The 17,126-nt window shown below is 35.7% G+C and carries 17 protein-coding genes; 14 read left to right on the top strand and 3 right to left on the bottom strand.

Translation table 11 applies throughout. The features are described 5' to 3' along the window. The 5 genes from CLV90_RS08685 (at position 1) to acs (ending at position 6,018) form a co-directional block, all read left to right on the top strand. On the top strand, positions 1–855 hold the full coding sequence (locus tag CLV90_RS08685) for a CPBP family intramembrane glutamic endopeptidase (RefSeq protein WP_133687124.1): 855 nt from the start codon (positions 1–3) through the stop codon (positions 853–855). Beyond that, positions 842–1,918, top strand: coding sequence for an anhydro-N-acetylmuramic acid kinase (locus tag CLV90_RS08680; protein ID WP_133687123.1), 1,077 nt, complete (start codon positions 842–844; stop codon positions 1,916–1,918). The genes CLV90_RS08685 and CLV90_RS08680 overlap by 14 nt, the downstream gene beginning before the upstream one ends. Positions 1,919–2,050: 132 nt before the next feature. Further along, on the top strand, positions 2,051–2,311 hold the full coding sequence (locus CLV90_RS08675; RefSeq protein ID WP_133687122.1) for a DUF4212 domain-containing protein: 261 nt from the start codon (positions 2,051–2,053) through the stop codon (positions 2,309–2,311). Between the two features lie 33 nt (positions 2,312–2,344). Further along, positions 2,345–4,039 (top strand): sodium:solute symporter family protein, encoded by a 1,695-nt coding sequence (locus CLV90_RS08670; protein ID WP_133687121.1) that lies wholly within the window; start codon positions 2,345–2,347, stop codon positions 4,037–4,039. A gap of 71 nt (positions 4,040–4,110) precedes the next feature. Further along, on the top strand, positions 4,111–6,018 hold the full coding sequence (gene acs / locus CLV90_RS08665; RefSeq protein ID WP_133687120.1) for an acetate--CoA ligase: 1,908 nt from the start codon (positions 4,111–4,113) through the stop codon (positions 6,016–6,018). A 63-nt stretch (positions 6,019–6,081) separates the two neighbouring features. On the opposite strand, the gene CLV90_RS08660 is transcribed toward acs, so the two are convergent. Next, positions 6,082–7,800, bottom strand: a complete 1,719-nt coding sequence (locus tag CLV90_RS08660; RefSeq protein ID WP_133687119.1) for a tetratricopeptide repeat protein — start codon at positions 7,798–7,800, stop codon at positions 6,082–6,084. A gap of 160 nt (positions 7,801–7,960) precedes the next feature. Beyond that, on the bottom strand, positions 7,961–9,184 hold the full coding sequence (locus CLV90_RS08655) for a multidrug effflux MFS transporter (RefSeq protein WP_133687950.1): 1,224 nt from the start codon (positions 9,182–9,184) through the stop codon (positions 7,961–7,963). A 107-nt stretch (positions 9,185–9,291) separates the two neighbouring features. On the opposite strand from CLV90_RS08655, the gene udk reads away from it, so the two are divergent. The 9 genes from udk (at position 9,292) to CLV90_RS08610 (ending at position 16,176) form a co-directional block, all read left to right on the top strand. Further along, positions 9,292–9,906 carry a uridine kinase gene (gene udk, locus CLV90_RS08650; protein ID WP_133687118.1) on the top strand — a complete coding sequence of 205 codons (615 nt, stop codon included), beginning with the start codon at positions 9,292–9,294 and terminating at the stop codon, positions 9,904–9,906. Next, positions 9,906–10,238: an FtsB family cell division protein gene (locus tag CLV90_RS08645; protein WP_133687117.1), complete on the top strand. Its 333-nt coding sequence runs from the start codon at positions 9,906–9,908 to the stop codon at positions 10,236–10,238. The genes udk and CLV90_RS08645 overlap by 1 nt, the downstream gene beginning before the upstream one ends. A gap of 188 nt (positions 10,239–10,426) precedes the next feature. Then, positions 10,427–11,200 (top strand): ParA family protein, encoded by a 774-nt coding sequence (locus tag CLV90_RS08640; protein WP_133687116.1) that lies wholly within the window; start codon positions 10,427–10,429, stop codon positions 11,198–11,200. A gap of 2 nt (positions 11,201–11,202) precedes the next feature. Next, positions 11,203–12,111 carry a ParB/RepB/Spo0J family partition protein gene (locus CLV90_RS08635; RefSeq protein ID WP_133687115.1) on the top strand — a complete coding sequence of 303 codons (909 nt, stop codon included), beginning with the start codon at positions 11,203–11,205 and terminating at the stop codon, positions 12,109–12,111. Continuing rightward, positions 12,104–12,745, top strand: coding sequence for a DUF5683 domain-containing protein (locus CLV90_RS08630; RefSeq protein WP_243835330.1), 642 nt, complete (start codon positions 12,104–12,106; stop codon positions 12,743–12,745). Before CLV90_RS08635 ends, CLV90_RS08630 begins: the two co-directional genes overlap by 8 nt. A gap of 2 nt (positions 12,746–12,747) precedes the next feature. Then, the gene (dapB, locus tag CLV90_RS08625; protein WP_133687114.1) at positions 12,748–13,449 is read left to right on the top strand and encodes a 4-hydroxy-tetrahydrodipicolinate reductase; all 702 of its coding nucleotides are present in this window, start codon (positions 12,748–12,750) and stop codon (positions 13,447–13,449) included. Positions 13,450–13,545: 96 nt separating this feature from the next. Continuing rightward, entirely contained in the window at positions 13,546–15,246 is a 1,701-nt protein-coding gene (gene lepB, locus CLV90_RS08620; RefSeq protein ID WP_133687113.1) for a signal peptidase I, read from the top strand. Beyond that, positions 15,243–15,872: a WbqC family protein gene (locus tag CLV90_RS08615; RefSeq protein ID WP_279586547.1), complete on the top strand. Its 630-nt coding sequence runs from the start codon at positions 15,243–15,245 to the stop codon at positions 15,870–15,872. The genes lepB and CLV90_RS08615 overlap by 4 nt, the downstream gene beginning before the upstream one ends. Further along, positions 15,865–16,176, top strand: coding sequence for a DUF6122 family protein (locus CLV90_RS08610; protein ID WP_133687112.1), 312 nt, complete (start codon positions 15,865–15,867; stop codon positions 16,174–16,176). The genes CLV90_RS08615 and CLV90_RS08610 overlap by 8 nt, the downstream gene beginning before the upstream one ends. Here CLV90_RS08610 and CLV90_RS08605 read toward each other — a convergent pair. After that, positions 16,166–16,921: an endonuclease/exonuclease/phosphatase family protein gene (locus CLV90_RS08605; RefSeq protein WP_166638553.1), complete on the bottom strand. Its 756-nt coding sequence runs from the start codon at positions 16,919–16,921 to the stop codon at positions 16,166–16,168. The genes CLV90_RS08610 and CLV90_RS08605 overlap by 11 nt on opposite strands. Positions 16,922–17,126: the final 205 nt, after the last annotated feature.

The following is a 17,126-nucleotide window of genomic DNA, read 5'->3' as shown; positions in this document are numbered from 1 at the left end:
ATGAATCATAATGGGTGGTTAAGAGTTTTAGCAATCATAATACCCTACTTTTTAATAGTAGGTTTATTTCAAGTTGCGGGTGCCTTCGTTGCCGGTATTCCATTTGGTGATAGAGATTTTCAAGAAACCTCTCTTCAACAATTAACAATGACATTTTTCTCATTTTTAGGCACTCTTTTTTTAGTTTGGCTTTTCATGAAATATATGGACAAGCAAAATTTTATCGAAGTAGGACTTCATATAAAAAACAGAAAAAAAGATATCATAATAGGCACCCTACTTGGAATTGTCATTATGGGTATAGCCTATTTAGGTTTAATAGTATCTAAAGAAATTATCTTTACTGCAGTTAAATTTGATTTTTTAGAATTGGTTTATACTATATCATTATTCACACTAGTAGCAATTTTAGAAGAAGTGCTTTTTAGAGGATATATTCAAAAAAACCTAATGCTCTCATTTAACAAATATGTTGCATTAATAGTTGCTTCTGCACTTTTCGCCTTAATGCATGGTGCAAATCCTAATATAAGTTTGTTTAGTTTACTTGGGCTTTTCTTGGCTGGTATGGCTTTGGGCGCTTCTTATATGTATACAAAAAACCTATGGTACCCAATAGCATTCCATTTTAGCTGGAATCTCTTTCAATCATTACTAGGCTTCAATGTTAGTGGGCAAGATATTTATAGTATTATTGAATTTAAGGTTCCTGAAAACAATAAAATTAATGGAGGTCAATTTGGCTTCGAAGGCTCTATTTTTTCCCTACTCACCGAATTAATTTTAGTTCTAGCAATCATCTATTATTTTCAAATAAAAAAGAAACCCCAATTAATCGCAAATGACAACATATAAAATTATTGGTCTTATGTCGGGCACATCATTAGATGGTCTTGATTTAGCTTATTGCCACATTTGGGAGAAAAATGGGGTATGGGAGTTTGATATAAAAGAAACTAAAAGTGTGAAGTACTCATCAAAGATGCTGAACACCCTTAAAGATGCTATTACTTTATCCGCAGAAAAACTTATTGAATTACATAACACTTACGGTACTTACCTAGGTGAGCAAACCTCAATATTTATAAACGAGAACAAGTTAGAAGTAGATTACATAGCTAGTCATGGTCATACCACCCATCACCGACCAGAAATGGGACTCACATTTCAAGTAGGCTCAGGGCAACATTTGGCAAATGCTACAGGCATTAAAGTAATTGCAGATTTTAGGACAAACGACCTGGCTCTTGGCGGACAAGGAGCTCCGCTTGTACCTATAGGTGACCGTATGTTTTTTAATGAATATGAGTATTGTTTAAATCTTGGTGGTATCAGCAATGTGTCTTTTGAAGTAAAGGATAAGAGAATTGCATATGATATAGGTTTGGCAAATATGATTCTAAACTATATCACCAGAAAAGTTGAATTAGAATATGACGAAGATGGTAAACTTGCGCGTTCGGGTAAGATTAACACCAAAATGTTAGCGCAATTAAACAATCTAAAATACTACCTGCTAACACATCCAAAATCCATCGGTTATGAATGGTTTTTAGCAGAAGTGGTTCCTATAGTTGAAGATACGGATGATACCATCGAAAATTTACTTCATACAGGTATTCACCATATCTGTGATAAAGTAGCGCAACAAATCAATCTGAATTTCAAGCACAACAAGCAGCAATTGCTGGTTACAGGTGGTGGCGCATTAAATTCATTTTTAATAGAAACATTACAGCAAAAATTGGGTGACACAACAAAAGTAGTTGTGCCAGAAAAAATAATTATAGAATTTAAAGAAGCATTAGTATTTGCACTCATGGGAGTATTAAGAGTAGCGCAATTAACAAATGTGCTTTCTTCTGTGACCGGAGCAAAAAAAGACTCTTCAAGCGGAGTATTGTTCATACCCAATTAAAGTTTTTTACCTAATTTACTCGATAATCGAGATTTAAAGACTCAGTATTTTATCGCTGAAGTATACTAATTTTTATTTAAAGTATCCTGTGATAAATTCCAGGGTATTCTATTCATAAAAACCGAAAAAGACATGTCAGAAAAACAAAAGAAAGCATCGGCTTACTGGAAAGAAAACGTCAGGTACTTATTCATTTTATTGTCTATTTGGTTTGTTGTATCCTTTGGGGCAGGCATTCTATTTAAAGAAGCTTTAGACACCATTAAAATCGGAGGTTTTAAATTAGGATTTTGGTTTGCGCAACAGGGATCTATTTATGTATTTGTAATTCTGATTTTTGTTTATGTAAGACTCATGAACAAGTTGGATAAAAAATACGGCTACAACGAATAATAGCACAACCATAAACCACCAAAAAACCACATTATGAGTGTTCAAACTTGGACGTATATTTTAGTAGGACTCACATTTGCCCTTTATATAGGAATCGCTATTTATTCAAGAGCAGGATCTACAAAGGACTTTTATGTTGCCGGTGGCGGAGTTTCTCCACTTGCAAACGGAATGGCAACGGCAGCTGATTGGATGTCTGCAGCATCTTTCATTTCAATGGCTGGGATAATTTCCTTCGCCGGTTATGACGGCTCCGTATACCTAATGGGTTGGACGGGCGGCTATGTATTACTGGCGTTACTACTAGCTCCGTACTTAAGAAAATTTGGCAAGTTCACCGTTCCTGATTTTATAGGTGATAGATACTATTCAAAAACAGCACGTATTGTGGCCGTAATTTGTGCACTAATTGTATCATTTACTTATGTAGCAGGGCAAATGCGAGGTGTTGGTGTGGTATTCTCAAGATTTCTTCAAGTAGATATTGACACAGGTGTAATTATAGGTATGATTATCGTTCTCTTTTATGCTGTTCTAGGCGGAATGAAAGGCATCACCTATACACAAGTAGCACAGTATTGTGTACTAATTTTTGCTTTTATGGTTCCCGCCATCTTTATATCCATTCAAATGACCGGAAACCCTATTCCGCAATTAGGTATGGGCTCAACACTCAATGATGGCTCCGGTACTTTTCTATTGGATAAGTTAGATGGATTATCAACAGAACTAGGATTCAACGAATACACTGACGGCTCTAAATCCGTTACCGATATTTTTGCCATCACCTTAGCCTTAATGGTCGGTACCGCAGGGTTACCGCATGTAATCGTTCGATTCTTTACCGTAAAAAAAGTAAAAGACGCTCGTAAATCTGCCGGATTGGCATTGTTACTGATCGCTATTCTATACACTACGGCACCAGCCGTTTCTGTATTTGCGAAGACCAATCTTATTAATACCGTTAGCAACGAAGAATATGCTAGTATGCCGGTTTGGTTTAAAAATTGGGAAGAAACGGGATTGCTATCTTTTGATGACAAAAATGAAGATGGCAAAATTCAATATGTAGCGGACATGACCAAAAACGAATTAACCATAGATAATGATATTATGGTATTGGCGAATCCTGAAATCGCAGATTTACCAGCTTGGGTAATTGCATTGGTAGCAGCTGGCGGGTTAGCCGCTGCACTATCCACAGCAGCTGGGTTATTATTAGTTATTTCGGCATCGGTTTCTCATGATTTGGTAAAAAAAGTATTTAAACCGAATATTTCAGACAAAGCAGAATTATGGGTGGCTAGAGGCGCAGCAACAGTTGCCGTAGTTATTGCAGGTTATTTTGGAATAAATCCTCCTGGTTTTGTAGCTGCGGTAGTAGCACTGGCATTTGGTTTGGCAGCGGCATCATTTTTCCCTGCAATTGTGCTCGGTATATTTTATAAGAAAATGAATAAAGAAGGAGCTATTAGCGGTATGGTAGTCGGTATTGTTCTTATGCTGTTCTATATGACCAAGTTTAAATTCGGTTGGTTTGGTGGTGGAACTCCGGCAGATTGGTGGTTCGGTATTTCGCCAGAAGGGTTTGGTAGTATCGCTATGATTGCTAACTTTATTGTAGCAATAATTGTTTTACAATTTACCCCAGAGCCACCTGAAGATGTTCAAGAAATTGTAGAAAATATTAGAATACCCAGTGGTGCAGGTGAAGCCACAGGCCATTAATTGAAACAAATCAACATTCAACAAAAACCAAAGGATTTCAACACCCTTTGCATATTAAATTAACGCATACCATGAGTAATTACCACATTAAACATCTGGAGGAATATTATCAAGTCTATCGAAAATCGGTCCGTAATCCTGAAGCGTTTTGGGAAGAAATTGCCGAAGAACATTTTGTTTGGCGTAAGCGCTGGGACACTGTGCTGAGTTGGGATTTTAAGAAGCCAGAAATAAAATGGTTCGAAGGTGCTAAATTGAACATTACCGAAAACTGTTTAGATCGTCATTTACCAACAAGAGGTGAAAAAACGGCAATTATATTCGAGCCCAACAATCCTGAGGAAGAAGCACTTCATATTACCTACAGGCAATTACATGAACGTGTTTGTCGTATGGCAAATGTTTTATTGGATCATGGCGTTAAAAAAGGGGATCGCGTATGTATTTATTTACCAATGATTCCTGAATTGTCTGTAGCACTTTTAGCATGTGCTCGTATTGGCGCAATACACTCGGTAGTTTTCGCAGGTTTTTCATCGCATGCATTATCAACGCGTATCAATGATTCTGACTGTAAAATTGTATTGACATCAGACGGTTCTTTTCGCGGTAATAAAGCAATTGATTTAAAAGGCATTGTAGATAAAGCGCTAGAAGCTTGCCCAGGTGTAGCGAATGTTTTGGTCGTAAACCGTACAGGTTCTGATATTCATATGGAGCCAACAAGAGATAAATGGTTACAACCATTACTTGATGAAGCATATGCAGATTGCGTAGCCGAAATTATGGATGCCGAAGACCCTTTGTTTATTCTATACACTTCAGGATCCACTGGTACCCCTAAAGGAATGGTGCATACCACAGCTGGTTACATGGTTTACACGGCTTATACTTTTAAAAATGTATTTCAATATACAGAGAATGACGTCTATTGGTGTACTGCCGATATTGGATGGATAACGGGTCACTCGTACATAGTTTACGGGCCGTTAGCAAACGGAGCAACGACTTTGATGTTTGAAGGAGTACCTTCCTATCCAGATTTCGGTCGTTTTTGGGAAGTTGTAGAAAAACACAAAGTGAATCAATTTTACACCGCACCAACAGCAATTAGAGCACTAGCAAAGGAGAATTTAGAATACGTTGAAAAATACGACCTATCGAGTCTTAAGGTTTTAGGATCAGTGGGCGAGCCCATAAATGAAGAAGCTTGGCATTGGTATAATAATAATGTAGGTAAAAAGAACAGCCCTATTGTTGATACCTGGTGGCAAACTGAAACTGGCGGCATAATGATCACCCCTATACCCTATGTAACCCCTACTACTCCGACATACGCAACCCTACCATTTATAGGTATTCAGCCAGCATTAATGGACGAGAATGCAAAAGAAGTAAAAGGCAATCAGGTAGAAGGTAGACTGTGCGTAAAATTCCCATGGCCGTCTATAGCCAGAACTATTTGGGGCAATCACGACCGTTACAGAGACACTTATTTTTCAGCATATGAAAACATGTATTTTACAGGTGATGGTGCATTGAGAGATGCTGTTGGATATTACAGAATTACAGGTCGTGTAGATGATGTTATCATCGTATCTGGTCATAATCTAGGTACTGCACCCATTGAAGATGCTATCAACGAACACCCAGCAGTAGCAGAATCGGCAATTGTAGGTTTCCCGCATGATGTAAAAGGAAATGCACTCTACGGATATGTAATTTTAAAGGAAACTGGAGAAAGTAGAGATCGCGATAACCTAAGAAAAGAAATAAACCAGCAGATTACAGAACATGTTGGTCCTATTGCCAAACTAGATAAAATTCAGTTTGTAAACGGACTTCCTAAAACACGTAGTGGTAAAATTATGCGTAGAATCCTACGTAAAATAGCCAGTAACGACACCAGTAACTTAGGTGATACAAGTACGCTATTGAATCCGGAAATTGTTCAGGAAATCATGGATAATTCGCTGTAACCTTGTTTTTATCTTAATTTTTAAGAAATTCGCCGTACCTACCAAAAATAGGTTTGGCGAATTTTATTTTATTCGAGAAGTTGTCAATACTATATCCGCATTTTCCCAACTTAATTTTCTTTTTACCTCAATTTCGTTAACCATATTTTGGTCATTCAGCTTTTCATATGCTAGTTTTAAACCGTGTAAAGCCCATCCGTTTTTAGGTAACCTAACCAAATCTTCTTCATAAGATTTAATCGCGTCGTCATAAAGTTCTGCCTCAATTTGTACAGCCCCAAGGTGGTGCCTTACAGAGAAAAACCAATCTGGTGGTTCATTATAATTTAAACTATCCTCAATTTCAACCGCTTCTTTCAATAATGCAATACTTTCTAGATACTTAGATTCTTTAGCCAAGATTTCTGCTTTCAAAACATTTCTAGCAATTTGAACCAAAACGTCTACCGAGTTAATATCCCAAATTGATATTTCCTTTAAACTATCATCTTTAGCATAAACCTCTAAAGTTCGTAATTCCTTTTTTGCATTTTCAATTTCATCTAATCTTAAAAAAGCCATTCCACGGGCATAGCTTAAAATAGCTGATGGATATTTTAAAGAAGGAACTTCATTTTTCATTTTTAATATTTCATCCCACTTTCCAAACTTCACATTAATGTAAAACGGTATCGTATAAAAATGTTGAAGCGTTCCCCAACCTGGCTCTTTCATTAACGTGGTACTTGAATGTTTTGCTACTTTGTTAGATGCGTCCAGTGCCATTTCACTATTGCCTTCTAATGCAGCGGTAGCTGCCATAAAGTGATAATTATGAGGAAAATAAGCAATGGGATAGGCTCCTTGAGCATTACAAGCTACTATATAACTACTATCGACAGCAACTGCCTGAATATTTGCCAATGTGCCTTTATGGTAATCCCCTGTTCGAATATAAATATGTGAAGGCATGTGAACAAGATGCCCCGCACCCGGCACCAAACCCTCATCAAATAATGCTGCACTTTCGAGCGCATCTTCAGGATGCAAAGATGCTTCAAGCGTATGAATTTTAAAATGATGTGCTCCTGGGTGTTTTGGATCTATTTCCAGAGCGCTGTTGACTACTTCAATAATCTCATTTGTTCTATCTCTAGGATTTCCTTTTTTATCCCATAAATCAAAAGGGTACATATCCATTATTGACTCGGCATACAGCGCAGCAACATCAGCATCGTTTAAATAATTATTATAAACTTCGCGCAATGCGTTTGAATATGCCAAATCAAGACTACCTCTATCCTCAACCGGAAACTGAACATACCTTTTTGACAAGGCTTCAATGAGATTTTTTTCTTTTTGAGAAGCATTATTTTCTGCCAGCTCTTTTGCCTTTTGTACTGCATCGTACGCTCTTTGATAATTATCCGGTTCCATCCCTGCATTGTAATTAGGACCTAACACATACGCAAAACCCCAATATGCCATTGCACAATTAGGATCCAACTTAGTGGCATAGTAAAAAGATCTTGCCGCCTCAGCATGGTTAAAACCGTAAGCCAAAACCATACCTTGATTTACATATTGTTGTGCTAATCTATTATTGGTAGTTACAGGGAACTCCACCACATCTAACCCATCTATCAAAGGAGCAATATTATCAGATTGATACCATGACATATCTGTTGTGATGGGAGCACAAGCTATAAAAGGTCTGTTAGAAATGTTGGGTGTATTCCCTCTATTCTTACAAGCTACGAAAACAAAAAGTAATACTAGGGAATAAAGAAATGATTTTTTCATAGGTGTAAACATCAACATTTATCAAAATACATTATTTACAATTTAGATTCATTATACTGAAAATCAAATATTTAACGTGTAGACCGCAATAAATAACGTATAAATAACAAAAAGCCGGAATACCTAAACTACAATTAAGAACAAGTCTTATTCATAGAAATCATTTCGAAAACGCACGATTACTAGCAAAAAGAGGTCGCGTTTTAAATGCCATAAATAACACTACCGATATGAGTCCGCATACCCCTAACCCAGCAAAAAGTGCCCAAACCGAATCTTCAATAAAACTACCCACGAATATAGAAATCGGTATGGAAAGAATGGTAGAAATGAATCCGGTAATCGCTGCACCAATTCCGGCAATATGCCCTATAGGTTCCATGGCAATAGATCTCATATTTCCCCAAATAAATCCTAAGCATAAAAACAATAGCGAAAGAAATAATAATAAGACAGTAATGCTAGGATCTTTAGAACCGAAAAAAAACAACGTATACAACAAGGCAATTGAAGTGAATGCTACCAAAGCGGCAAACGATAAATTTCGCATACCGAAACGCAGCACCAAAGTTCCGTTCATCAAGGTTGAAAATCCGACAGATAAGGCTAACCCTGCAAACACATAAGGGAAAGTTTCAGTCAATCCGTAAAGCTCTTCAAAAACATGTTGAGCAGAACTTAAATACACCAAAAATGCGCCTGTAATAAACCCTGAAATCATGGTACAGGAAACAGTCTCTTTATATTTAAAAATTTCTTTAGTACCCTTAATAAATACCTTGTACGAAAAAGGCACTTTATATTCCGGCTTCAATGTTTCCTCCTGCCTTTTATAAAACCAAATACCCACTACCAATGCAAAAAATAACTGTAAATAAAAGATACCTTGCCAACCTGTAACACCCATTACGGCTTTTCCAATAGCAGGTGCCACTACAGGAACTAAAATAAAAAATGCCGTTACAAAAGACATGATTTTTGCCATATAATCGCCACGATATGTATCGCGTATAATAGAGATACTTATGGTTCTTGGCGCTGATAATCCTATACCCTGCAATACACGACCAACCAGCATAATTTCGAGATTTGGTGCTAACAAACAAATGATACTTGCAATTAAAAAAACGGTGAACCCAAAGTATACAATAGGTTTTCTACCAAGACTATCTGATAGTGGACCAAAGAACAACTGCCCTACTCCCAAACCTAAAAAAATCATGGTTACCAATAATTGGTTCTGCGTGGGATCTAGGCTATGAATAGAAATACCAATATCGGCTATCGCCGGTAAAATTGCATCAATAGTTAACGCAACAATCGACATTAAAGAAGCCATTAGGGCAACAAACTCAAAATTCGGTTTAACCTGTTCATTCTGCATCATGCAAAAATAAGGCTTAACACTTCATGCAATGTTATTAAAAGTTGATTTTTGAGTTTGGGGTTTTTTGAAATTCAAATATGTACTTTTGCAATAAATTGAATTGTATGCTGATTATAGGTATTGCCGGTGGAACGGGTTGTGGAAAAACTACTGTAGTAAATCAAATTATAAATGAATTACCAAATGAAGAAGTTGGGGTAATTTCACAAGATTCATATTATAACGATCTATCTCATTTATCGCTAGAAGAAAGAAGAAAAACCAACTTTGATCACCCAAGTTCAATAGATTTTGCACTTCTTGAACAACATTTGGTCGCCCTAAAAAACGGACGTTCTATTGAGCAACCGGTATATTCATTTTTAGAATGCAATAGAACGGCAAAGACCATACTTACGCACCCTACCAAAGTTATCATTGTAGAAGGTATTTTAATTATGACCAACTCTGCCATTCGAAAAATGTTCGATATTAAAATATTCGTACATGCAGATACCGACGAAAGACTAATCAGAAGATTAAAGAGAGATGTAAACGAAAGAGGCTGGAACTTGGATGAAACTATAGAAAAATATCAATCTGTAATCAAGCCAATGCACGAACAATTTATTGAGCCAACAAAAGAGTACGCAGATATTATAATTCCGAATAATAAATACAACACGGTTGCCGTTGAAATTGTAAAGAGTATCATCAACGAAAAAATCATGCAAGAATAATGGCATTCAAAGATTTAAAACAAAAAAAATGGTTCAAAATTATGACCAATATGTATGTATTGGTGCTATCCGTTTTTGTTGTTTGGATGCTTTTTTTCGACACCAATTCACTTTTAATTCACCTAGAATTAAGAAAGGAAATAAAAAAACTAGAGAAAACGCAAGATTTTTTAAAGAATGAAATAGCTAGGGATAAAAAGATTATTGAAAAATTATCTGATGAAGATGAGCTTGAGCGCTTTGCTCGAGAAGAATACTATCTAAAGAAAAAGAACGAAGAAATTTATCTTATCGAATACGAGGATAGTTTAAAACTGAAGGATAAAGAATAGTTTTCATATCATTTTAATAAGTTTTGAACATTCTACATACTACACAATAATCAGAGACTTAACCATTTCATAATTAAAAGTTTAACGCTTTATTAATGAAAACTCGGGTCTTATTCACTTAGTGTTAACAAAAAGCTTTCATTAGCCCCATAAATAATTGTATTTTTACCGCCTAACTTACTTTGAACATGGGCAAGATTATTGCTATAGCCAATCAAAAAGGAGGCGTAGGTAAAACTACCACGACAGTTAACTTAGCTGCCTCTTTAGGTGTAATGGAAAAAAAGGTTTTATTAATCGATGCCGACCCCCAGGCAAATGCAACTTCTGGGTTAGGTATAGATGTAGATGGTGTTGAACTAGGTTCATACCAACTGATGGAACATACCAAAACCGCAAGGGAAACTATTATACCTACAACCTCCCCAAATGTAGACCTTATTCCTGCACATATTGATCTTGTTGCCATTGAAATAGAATTGGTAGATAAAGAGGAGCGTGAGTACATGATGAAAAAGGCTATTATAGACCTTAAAAAAGATTATGATTATATATTAATTGACTGCGCACCATCACTAGGGTTACTGACCTTGAATGCGTTAACAGCTGCAGACTCGGTAATTATACCAATTCAATGCGAATACTTTGCATTGGAAGGACTAGGTAAATTATTGAATACAATTAAGAGTGTTCAGAAATTGCATAATGCAGATTTAGATATTGAAGGCATGTTGTTGACCATGTACGATTCTAGATTACGATTATCGAACCAAGTAGTTGATGAAGTAAGAAAGCATTTCGGCGATATGGTTTTTGAAACTGTAATTCAACGTAATGTTAGATTAAGTGAAGCTCCTAGTTATGGAGAAAGTATAATCAAATATGATGCTGCAAGTAAAGGAGCAACAAACTATTTGAACATGGCTAACGAGATAGTCAAAAAAAATAAGCAGACGGTTTAAGTATGGCAAAAGCGACAAAGAAACAAGCTTTAGGTAGAGGACTTTCGGCTCTTTTAAAAGATCCGGAAAATGATATAAATACGGCATCAGATAAGAATGCAGATAAAGTTGTAGGTAATATCATTGAACTCGATTTAGAACATATTGAGGTGAATCCGTTTCAACCACGTTCTAATTTTAACGATGAATCTATAAAAGAATTAGCCGCTTCTATAAAAGAGCTCGGTGTAATTCAACCTATTACTGTACGAAAATTAGGCTTCAACGAATATCAATTAGTATCTGGAGAACGAAGATATCGTGCATCTAAACTTTTAGGTTTAGAAACTATACCGGCATACATACGTATTGCCAATGATCAAGAGTCTTTAGAGATGGCATTGGTCGAAAATATACAACGGCAAGATTTAGATCCCATCGAAATTGCACTTTCTTACCAACGTCTTATTGACGAAATTAATCTTACTCAAGAAAGATTGAGCGAGCGTGTTGGTAAAAAACGGTCAACAATAGCCAATTACTTACGTTTATTGAAATTAGACCCGATCATACAAACGGGTATGCGAGATGGCTTTTTAAGTATGGGGCATGGTAGAGCTTTAGTTAATATTGACAAAAAGCAAGATCAAATTTCTCTTTACGAGAAAATAATCTTTGACAACCTTTCTGTAAGAGAAACAGAGAGTGCTGTAAAAGCGTATCATGCTGATGATGTGCCCATGAAAGAAACCGCAAAGCCAGCTCAAAAAGAAGCTTCTGTTTTTGTACGCAAGGGCATTAAAGAACTTACAGATGCCTTATCGGTAAAAGTGGATATAAAATCTACCGATAACGAAAGAGGGAAAATAACCATACCATTTAAGTCTCAAGAGGAATTTGACCGTATCAAAAAATTGATAACAGGTGCGTAGCTATCTTTCATTATTTAGTACATTATTATTATTCATTAATTTCTCTTTTTCTCAAGAGAAACAAGATTCTATTGCTAAAATTGAAATAGATAGTGTACAGGGCGACCTTGCCAAAAATGGTATTGTCATCAAAGATTCTGTTTCTTTCAAAAAAGCTAAAAAAGAATTCAATCCGTTAGCGCCAAGTAAAGCCGCATTTTACTCTGCTATTTTACCAGGTGCCGGTCAAATTTACAACAAGCGCTATTGGAAAGCACCTATTGCTTGGGGACTTATTGGTGGTAGTGCTTACATGTATAGTTGGAATAATGACCAATACAAACGTTTCAGAACAGCATTCATAAGAAGACAAGCCGGCTTTACCGATGATGAATTTAATGGTGAGGGCACATTACCACTTTTCGATGTAGACAGATTAGAAAATCAACAGGAACGTTTTCAAAATGACCGCGACCTTTGGTTAGTGGCCGCAATTGGTATGTATGTATTAAATATAGTAGATGCCAATGTAGATGCGCATTTAAAACAATTCAATATTGACGATGACCTAAGTTTGGACTTTGAGCCTTATTTTGACTTTAATCAGGTAACCAATAGTCCTAATTACGGAATGGCATTAATTATAAAATTTTAAGAATGAGAATCGCACTTTTCGGATACGGAAAAATGGGACAGATGATAGAGCAAATAGCTCTTAAACGTGGTCATGAAATTGTCGCCAAAATAGATGAAAATTCTGAAAATATTGATTTTAGCACTATGGATGTTGCTATTGATTTCAGTATGCCAGAAGCAGCTTTCGGTAATATTACCAAATGTTTACATAACAATGTACCAATAATATCGGGTACCACTGGTTGGTTGAACAAATACGAAGATGCCATAACACTGTGTAGTGAAAAACAAGGAGCATTTATATATGCTTCTAATTTTAGTCTAGGTGTAAACATTTTTTTCGAGCTGAATAATTACTTGGCAAAAATGATGCAAAATCTACCAGAGTACAACGTAGAACTTGAAGAAATACATCACACGCAAAAGCTAGATGCACCCAGCGGAACAGCAATTACTTTAGCAGAAGGTGTTATTGCAAACTCCAACTATAAGCAATGGAAGTTAGACAGTGCATCTCAAGAAACCTTGAAAATTACATCTAAAAGAATTGGCTCGGTACCAGGCACACATACCGTAGCCTATGATAGTATTGTTGACAGTATTGAGATAAAGCATACTGCCCACAATAGAGAAGGTTTTGCATTAGGAGCTGTTACAGCGGCAGAATGGATTATTGGCAAAACAGGCGTTTTCTCTATGCGAGATGTGTTAAACCTAGGTTAAAAGCGTAACAATAATCAAACTTAAAGACTGATGATTTATTGATGACTTAAATGGCATCAAAATAAATTCATCCTATTTCGATAAAAATTAAAGAATATGAACGGCACTCAATGGATTATTTTTATTCTCATTGTACAAGTAATACATTTTTTAGGTACTTGGAAACTTTACGTAAAAGCTGGAAGAAAAGCCTGGGAAGCAGCTATACCTGTTTACAACGCTATAGTTTTAATGCAAATTATCAATAGACCAAAATGGTGGGTAATATTATTATTCATACCTATTATTAACTTATTGATGTTCCCGGTAATATGGGTAGAAACCATAAGAAGCTTTGGTAGAAATAGTAAATTAGAAACTTGGATTGTTGTATTAACGCTTGGCTTATACATTTACTATGTAAACTATACCCTAGACGTTAAATACATTGAAGACCGATCTCTACACCCAACAACCGCAGCAGGTGAATGGGTTAGCTCCATTTTATTCGCAGTAGTTGCTGCTACTTTGGTACACACTTATTTTATTCAACCTTATGTAATACCTACAGGTTCTCTAGAACGTACTTTAAGAGTAGGAGACTTTCTTTTTGTAAGCAAATTTCACTACGGCGCAAGAACACCTATGACGACTGTTGCTGCGCCTATGGTTCATGATACATTACCAGGCTTAGGAATTCCTTCATACTTGAAAAAACCACAACTACCCTATTTTAGACTACCAGGGTTTACCAAAGTAGAAAGAAACGATATTGTAGTTTTCAGTTGGCCTGCAGATACCGTTCGTGTATTTTTCAAAAAAGAAAAAGGTGTTGACAAGCCTATTGACAAAAAATCTAACTATGTAAAACGCTGTGTTGGTGTGCCAGGCGATTCTTTAGAGGTTCGAAATGGTTATGTTTTTATAAACGGAAAACAATTAGAATTACCAAAAAGCGCTAAACCGCAATTTGACTATGATATCTATAGCTCCAAAGGAGTATCGTCTAGAACTCTTGATAATTTGGGCATTACCGATTTCACTAGAAAATACCAATCAAGTCCGCTTAACCAAGACCAAGTGAATGGATTAAGGTCTTATATAATGGGCTTTAATCAAACTGAGAATGGTCAACTAGAGTTATACACAAAAGGATCTGGCATACCTGCCAATGTGATATCTAAATATAGATTAGCATTAAAAGAGATTACCGACAGAAAACGTACCGTGCCACTAACAGCTGATATGGTTTCTTCACTAGGTAAAAATCCTGATATAGATTCTGTAGTTCAAATAGTTGCAGAAAAAGGAAGAAGAGGCATCAACTTATTTCCTCAGAGTCCAGATTACCCTTGGAACTATAGTCAATTAGGACCTATTTATATTCCTCAAAAGGGAGCTACAGTAGACCTTAACTTAAAAGTACTTCCACTTTACAAAAAGATTATTAAGGAGTACGAAAAGAACGAAATTTCTGTATCTGGAAATCAAATAAGTATTAATGGGTCGCCAGCCACTACCTATACTTTTAAACAAGATTATTTTTGGATGATGGGTGACAACAGAGACCACTCTGAAGATAGTAGAGCCTGGGGTTATGTGCCAGAAAATCATATTGTAGGTACTCCAATTTTCATTTGGATGAGCTTTGATAATTTCACGGAAGGTATTAGCAACTGGAGACCAAGATGGGATCGAATATTCACTACAGTCAACGGCGACGGAGAACCACAATCTTATTTCAAATATTTCTTAATTTTACTCGTAGCCTATTTCGTAGGAAATTGGTTCTGGAAACGTAAAAAGGAAAAAAAGTGAAATTAATACATCCATCTTATTTTCCGAACATATTAACGTTCAGCTATATTATGCACCACCCAATTTGTTGGGAGGTAAACGACAATTACCAGAAACAGACGTTTAGAAATAGAACTTATATTTCTAATGACCGAGGCAAGCATATATTGAGCATTCCAATAATTCATGCTGGTAGAGCAAATGGCAGGCAAAAATATAAAGATGTTTTAATAGACAATTCTTATCTCTGGCAACGTCAACATTGGCGTACCTTAGAAACAGCCTACAGGACATCGCCTTTCTTTGAGTTTTATGAAGATGAAATTAAAGCTCTCTACAACCAGCCTTACGAAAAGTTGCTTGAATACAATTTAAAGACTATAGAGACCATTTTTGATTGTCTACAACTGGAAATGCCACTGGCAAAATCAGAGTCATTTGAAATTACCCCAATACACAATGAAGATTATAGATTTTTAATCAGTGCAAAGTTAAAACATCAACTAAAATTTAATACGTATACTCAGGTTTTCAATGACCGACATGGTTTTCTTCCCAATTTAAGCATATTAGATGCACTTTTTAATCTTGGTCCAAATACGGTAGACTATTTAAACAGTGAGTTTATAGCCCCAGCTAATGATTAGGTTTTTAGCGCATTACGGAATCCATTTTATAGTACCAATTATAATTGCAATTTATTTTTATAAGGAAAATAGGCTATGGGTAGCCATCATACTTTTAATAGGTATTCTAATTGACATCGACCATGTATTAGCAACACCTATATTCGATCCAAATCGATGTAGTATAAATTTTCACCCATTACATACCTATTGGGCTATTGGCATATATACGATATTATTTGCTTACAAGAAGACCCGAATTATAGGTTTGGCATTACTTATACACATTTTAGCCGATACGGTCGATTGCTATTTTATTCGCTAGGCAGTTTAAATGTAGCCATGATAGGCTCATGGTCAGATAAATCTATATTATAATTTTTATGAGAAAGTACTTCAAATGAAGAATCCAATAGCAGCATGTCAATTCTAAAAGGAAATTTCCAAAATTTTATAGTTTCACCATAACCGTGACCTCCTTCTAAAAAGCTATCATTTAAATCTCCTTTAATATCAAAATAACTTTTAGAGAATTGAGTATTATTAAAATCGCCTGCAACTATAACTTTATATGGACTTTCATTGATATATTGTTTTACAATTAAAGCTTGCTTTTGTTGCTTTGCAAAAGAGTCTCTTAACCGAACAAACAAACGATCAGACCGCTCATATTTTATACTATAAGGCCTTACCCCAAACGATTCCATATGAAGATTAAAAACTCTTAATGTATCTCTCTTTACTAGGAGGTCAACAAAAAGTCCACCATTATAAGTGTCAGGAAATTCTAATGTTCCATTATTTATAATTTTATATTTAGAATAAACAGCTAAATTCTTACCTCCTTGTACTTCTTCCAAACTTTCTCTTTTAGAAACATATGGGTAGTTCCCTAACATATCATCCTTTATGTAAAAACTTTGAAATTCTTGAAATAAGAGAACATCTGGATTTTCATCTTCTATAAAATCCACAATTTCAGGAGCCGTATTAATTTCATAATCATTATCACTATTATGAAAACTCAACACATTATAACTTAACAACGAAATATTTTCAGAATCAGCCATATTGTTTGACCTCCCATTAAAAGCGATAAAAGATCCGAGTGTAAAGTAACCGAAAACTAATATGGAAAGAGACAGCAGTAGATATATCTTTTTACCAATTAACCAATACAAGAAAAATAGCATATTGATTATAACCAAAGCTGGCACCGTTAAACTAATAAAGGCTAAACTTGCAGAAGATGTGTAAGGTACTACACAAGCCAAA

The sequence above is a fragment of the Maribacter spongiicola genome, from assembly GCF_004364165.1.
In the GTDB taxonomy this organism is placed as follows: domain Bacteria; phylum Bacteroidota; class Bacteroidia; order Flavobacteriales; family Flavobacteriaceae; genus Maribacter; species Maribacter spongiicola.
This window is presented reverse-complemented; position numbering and strand designations above follow the sequence as displayed.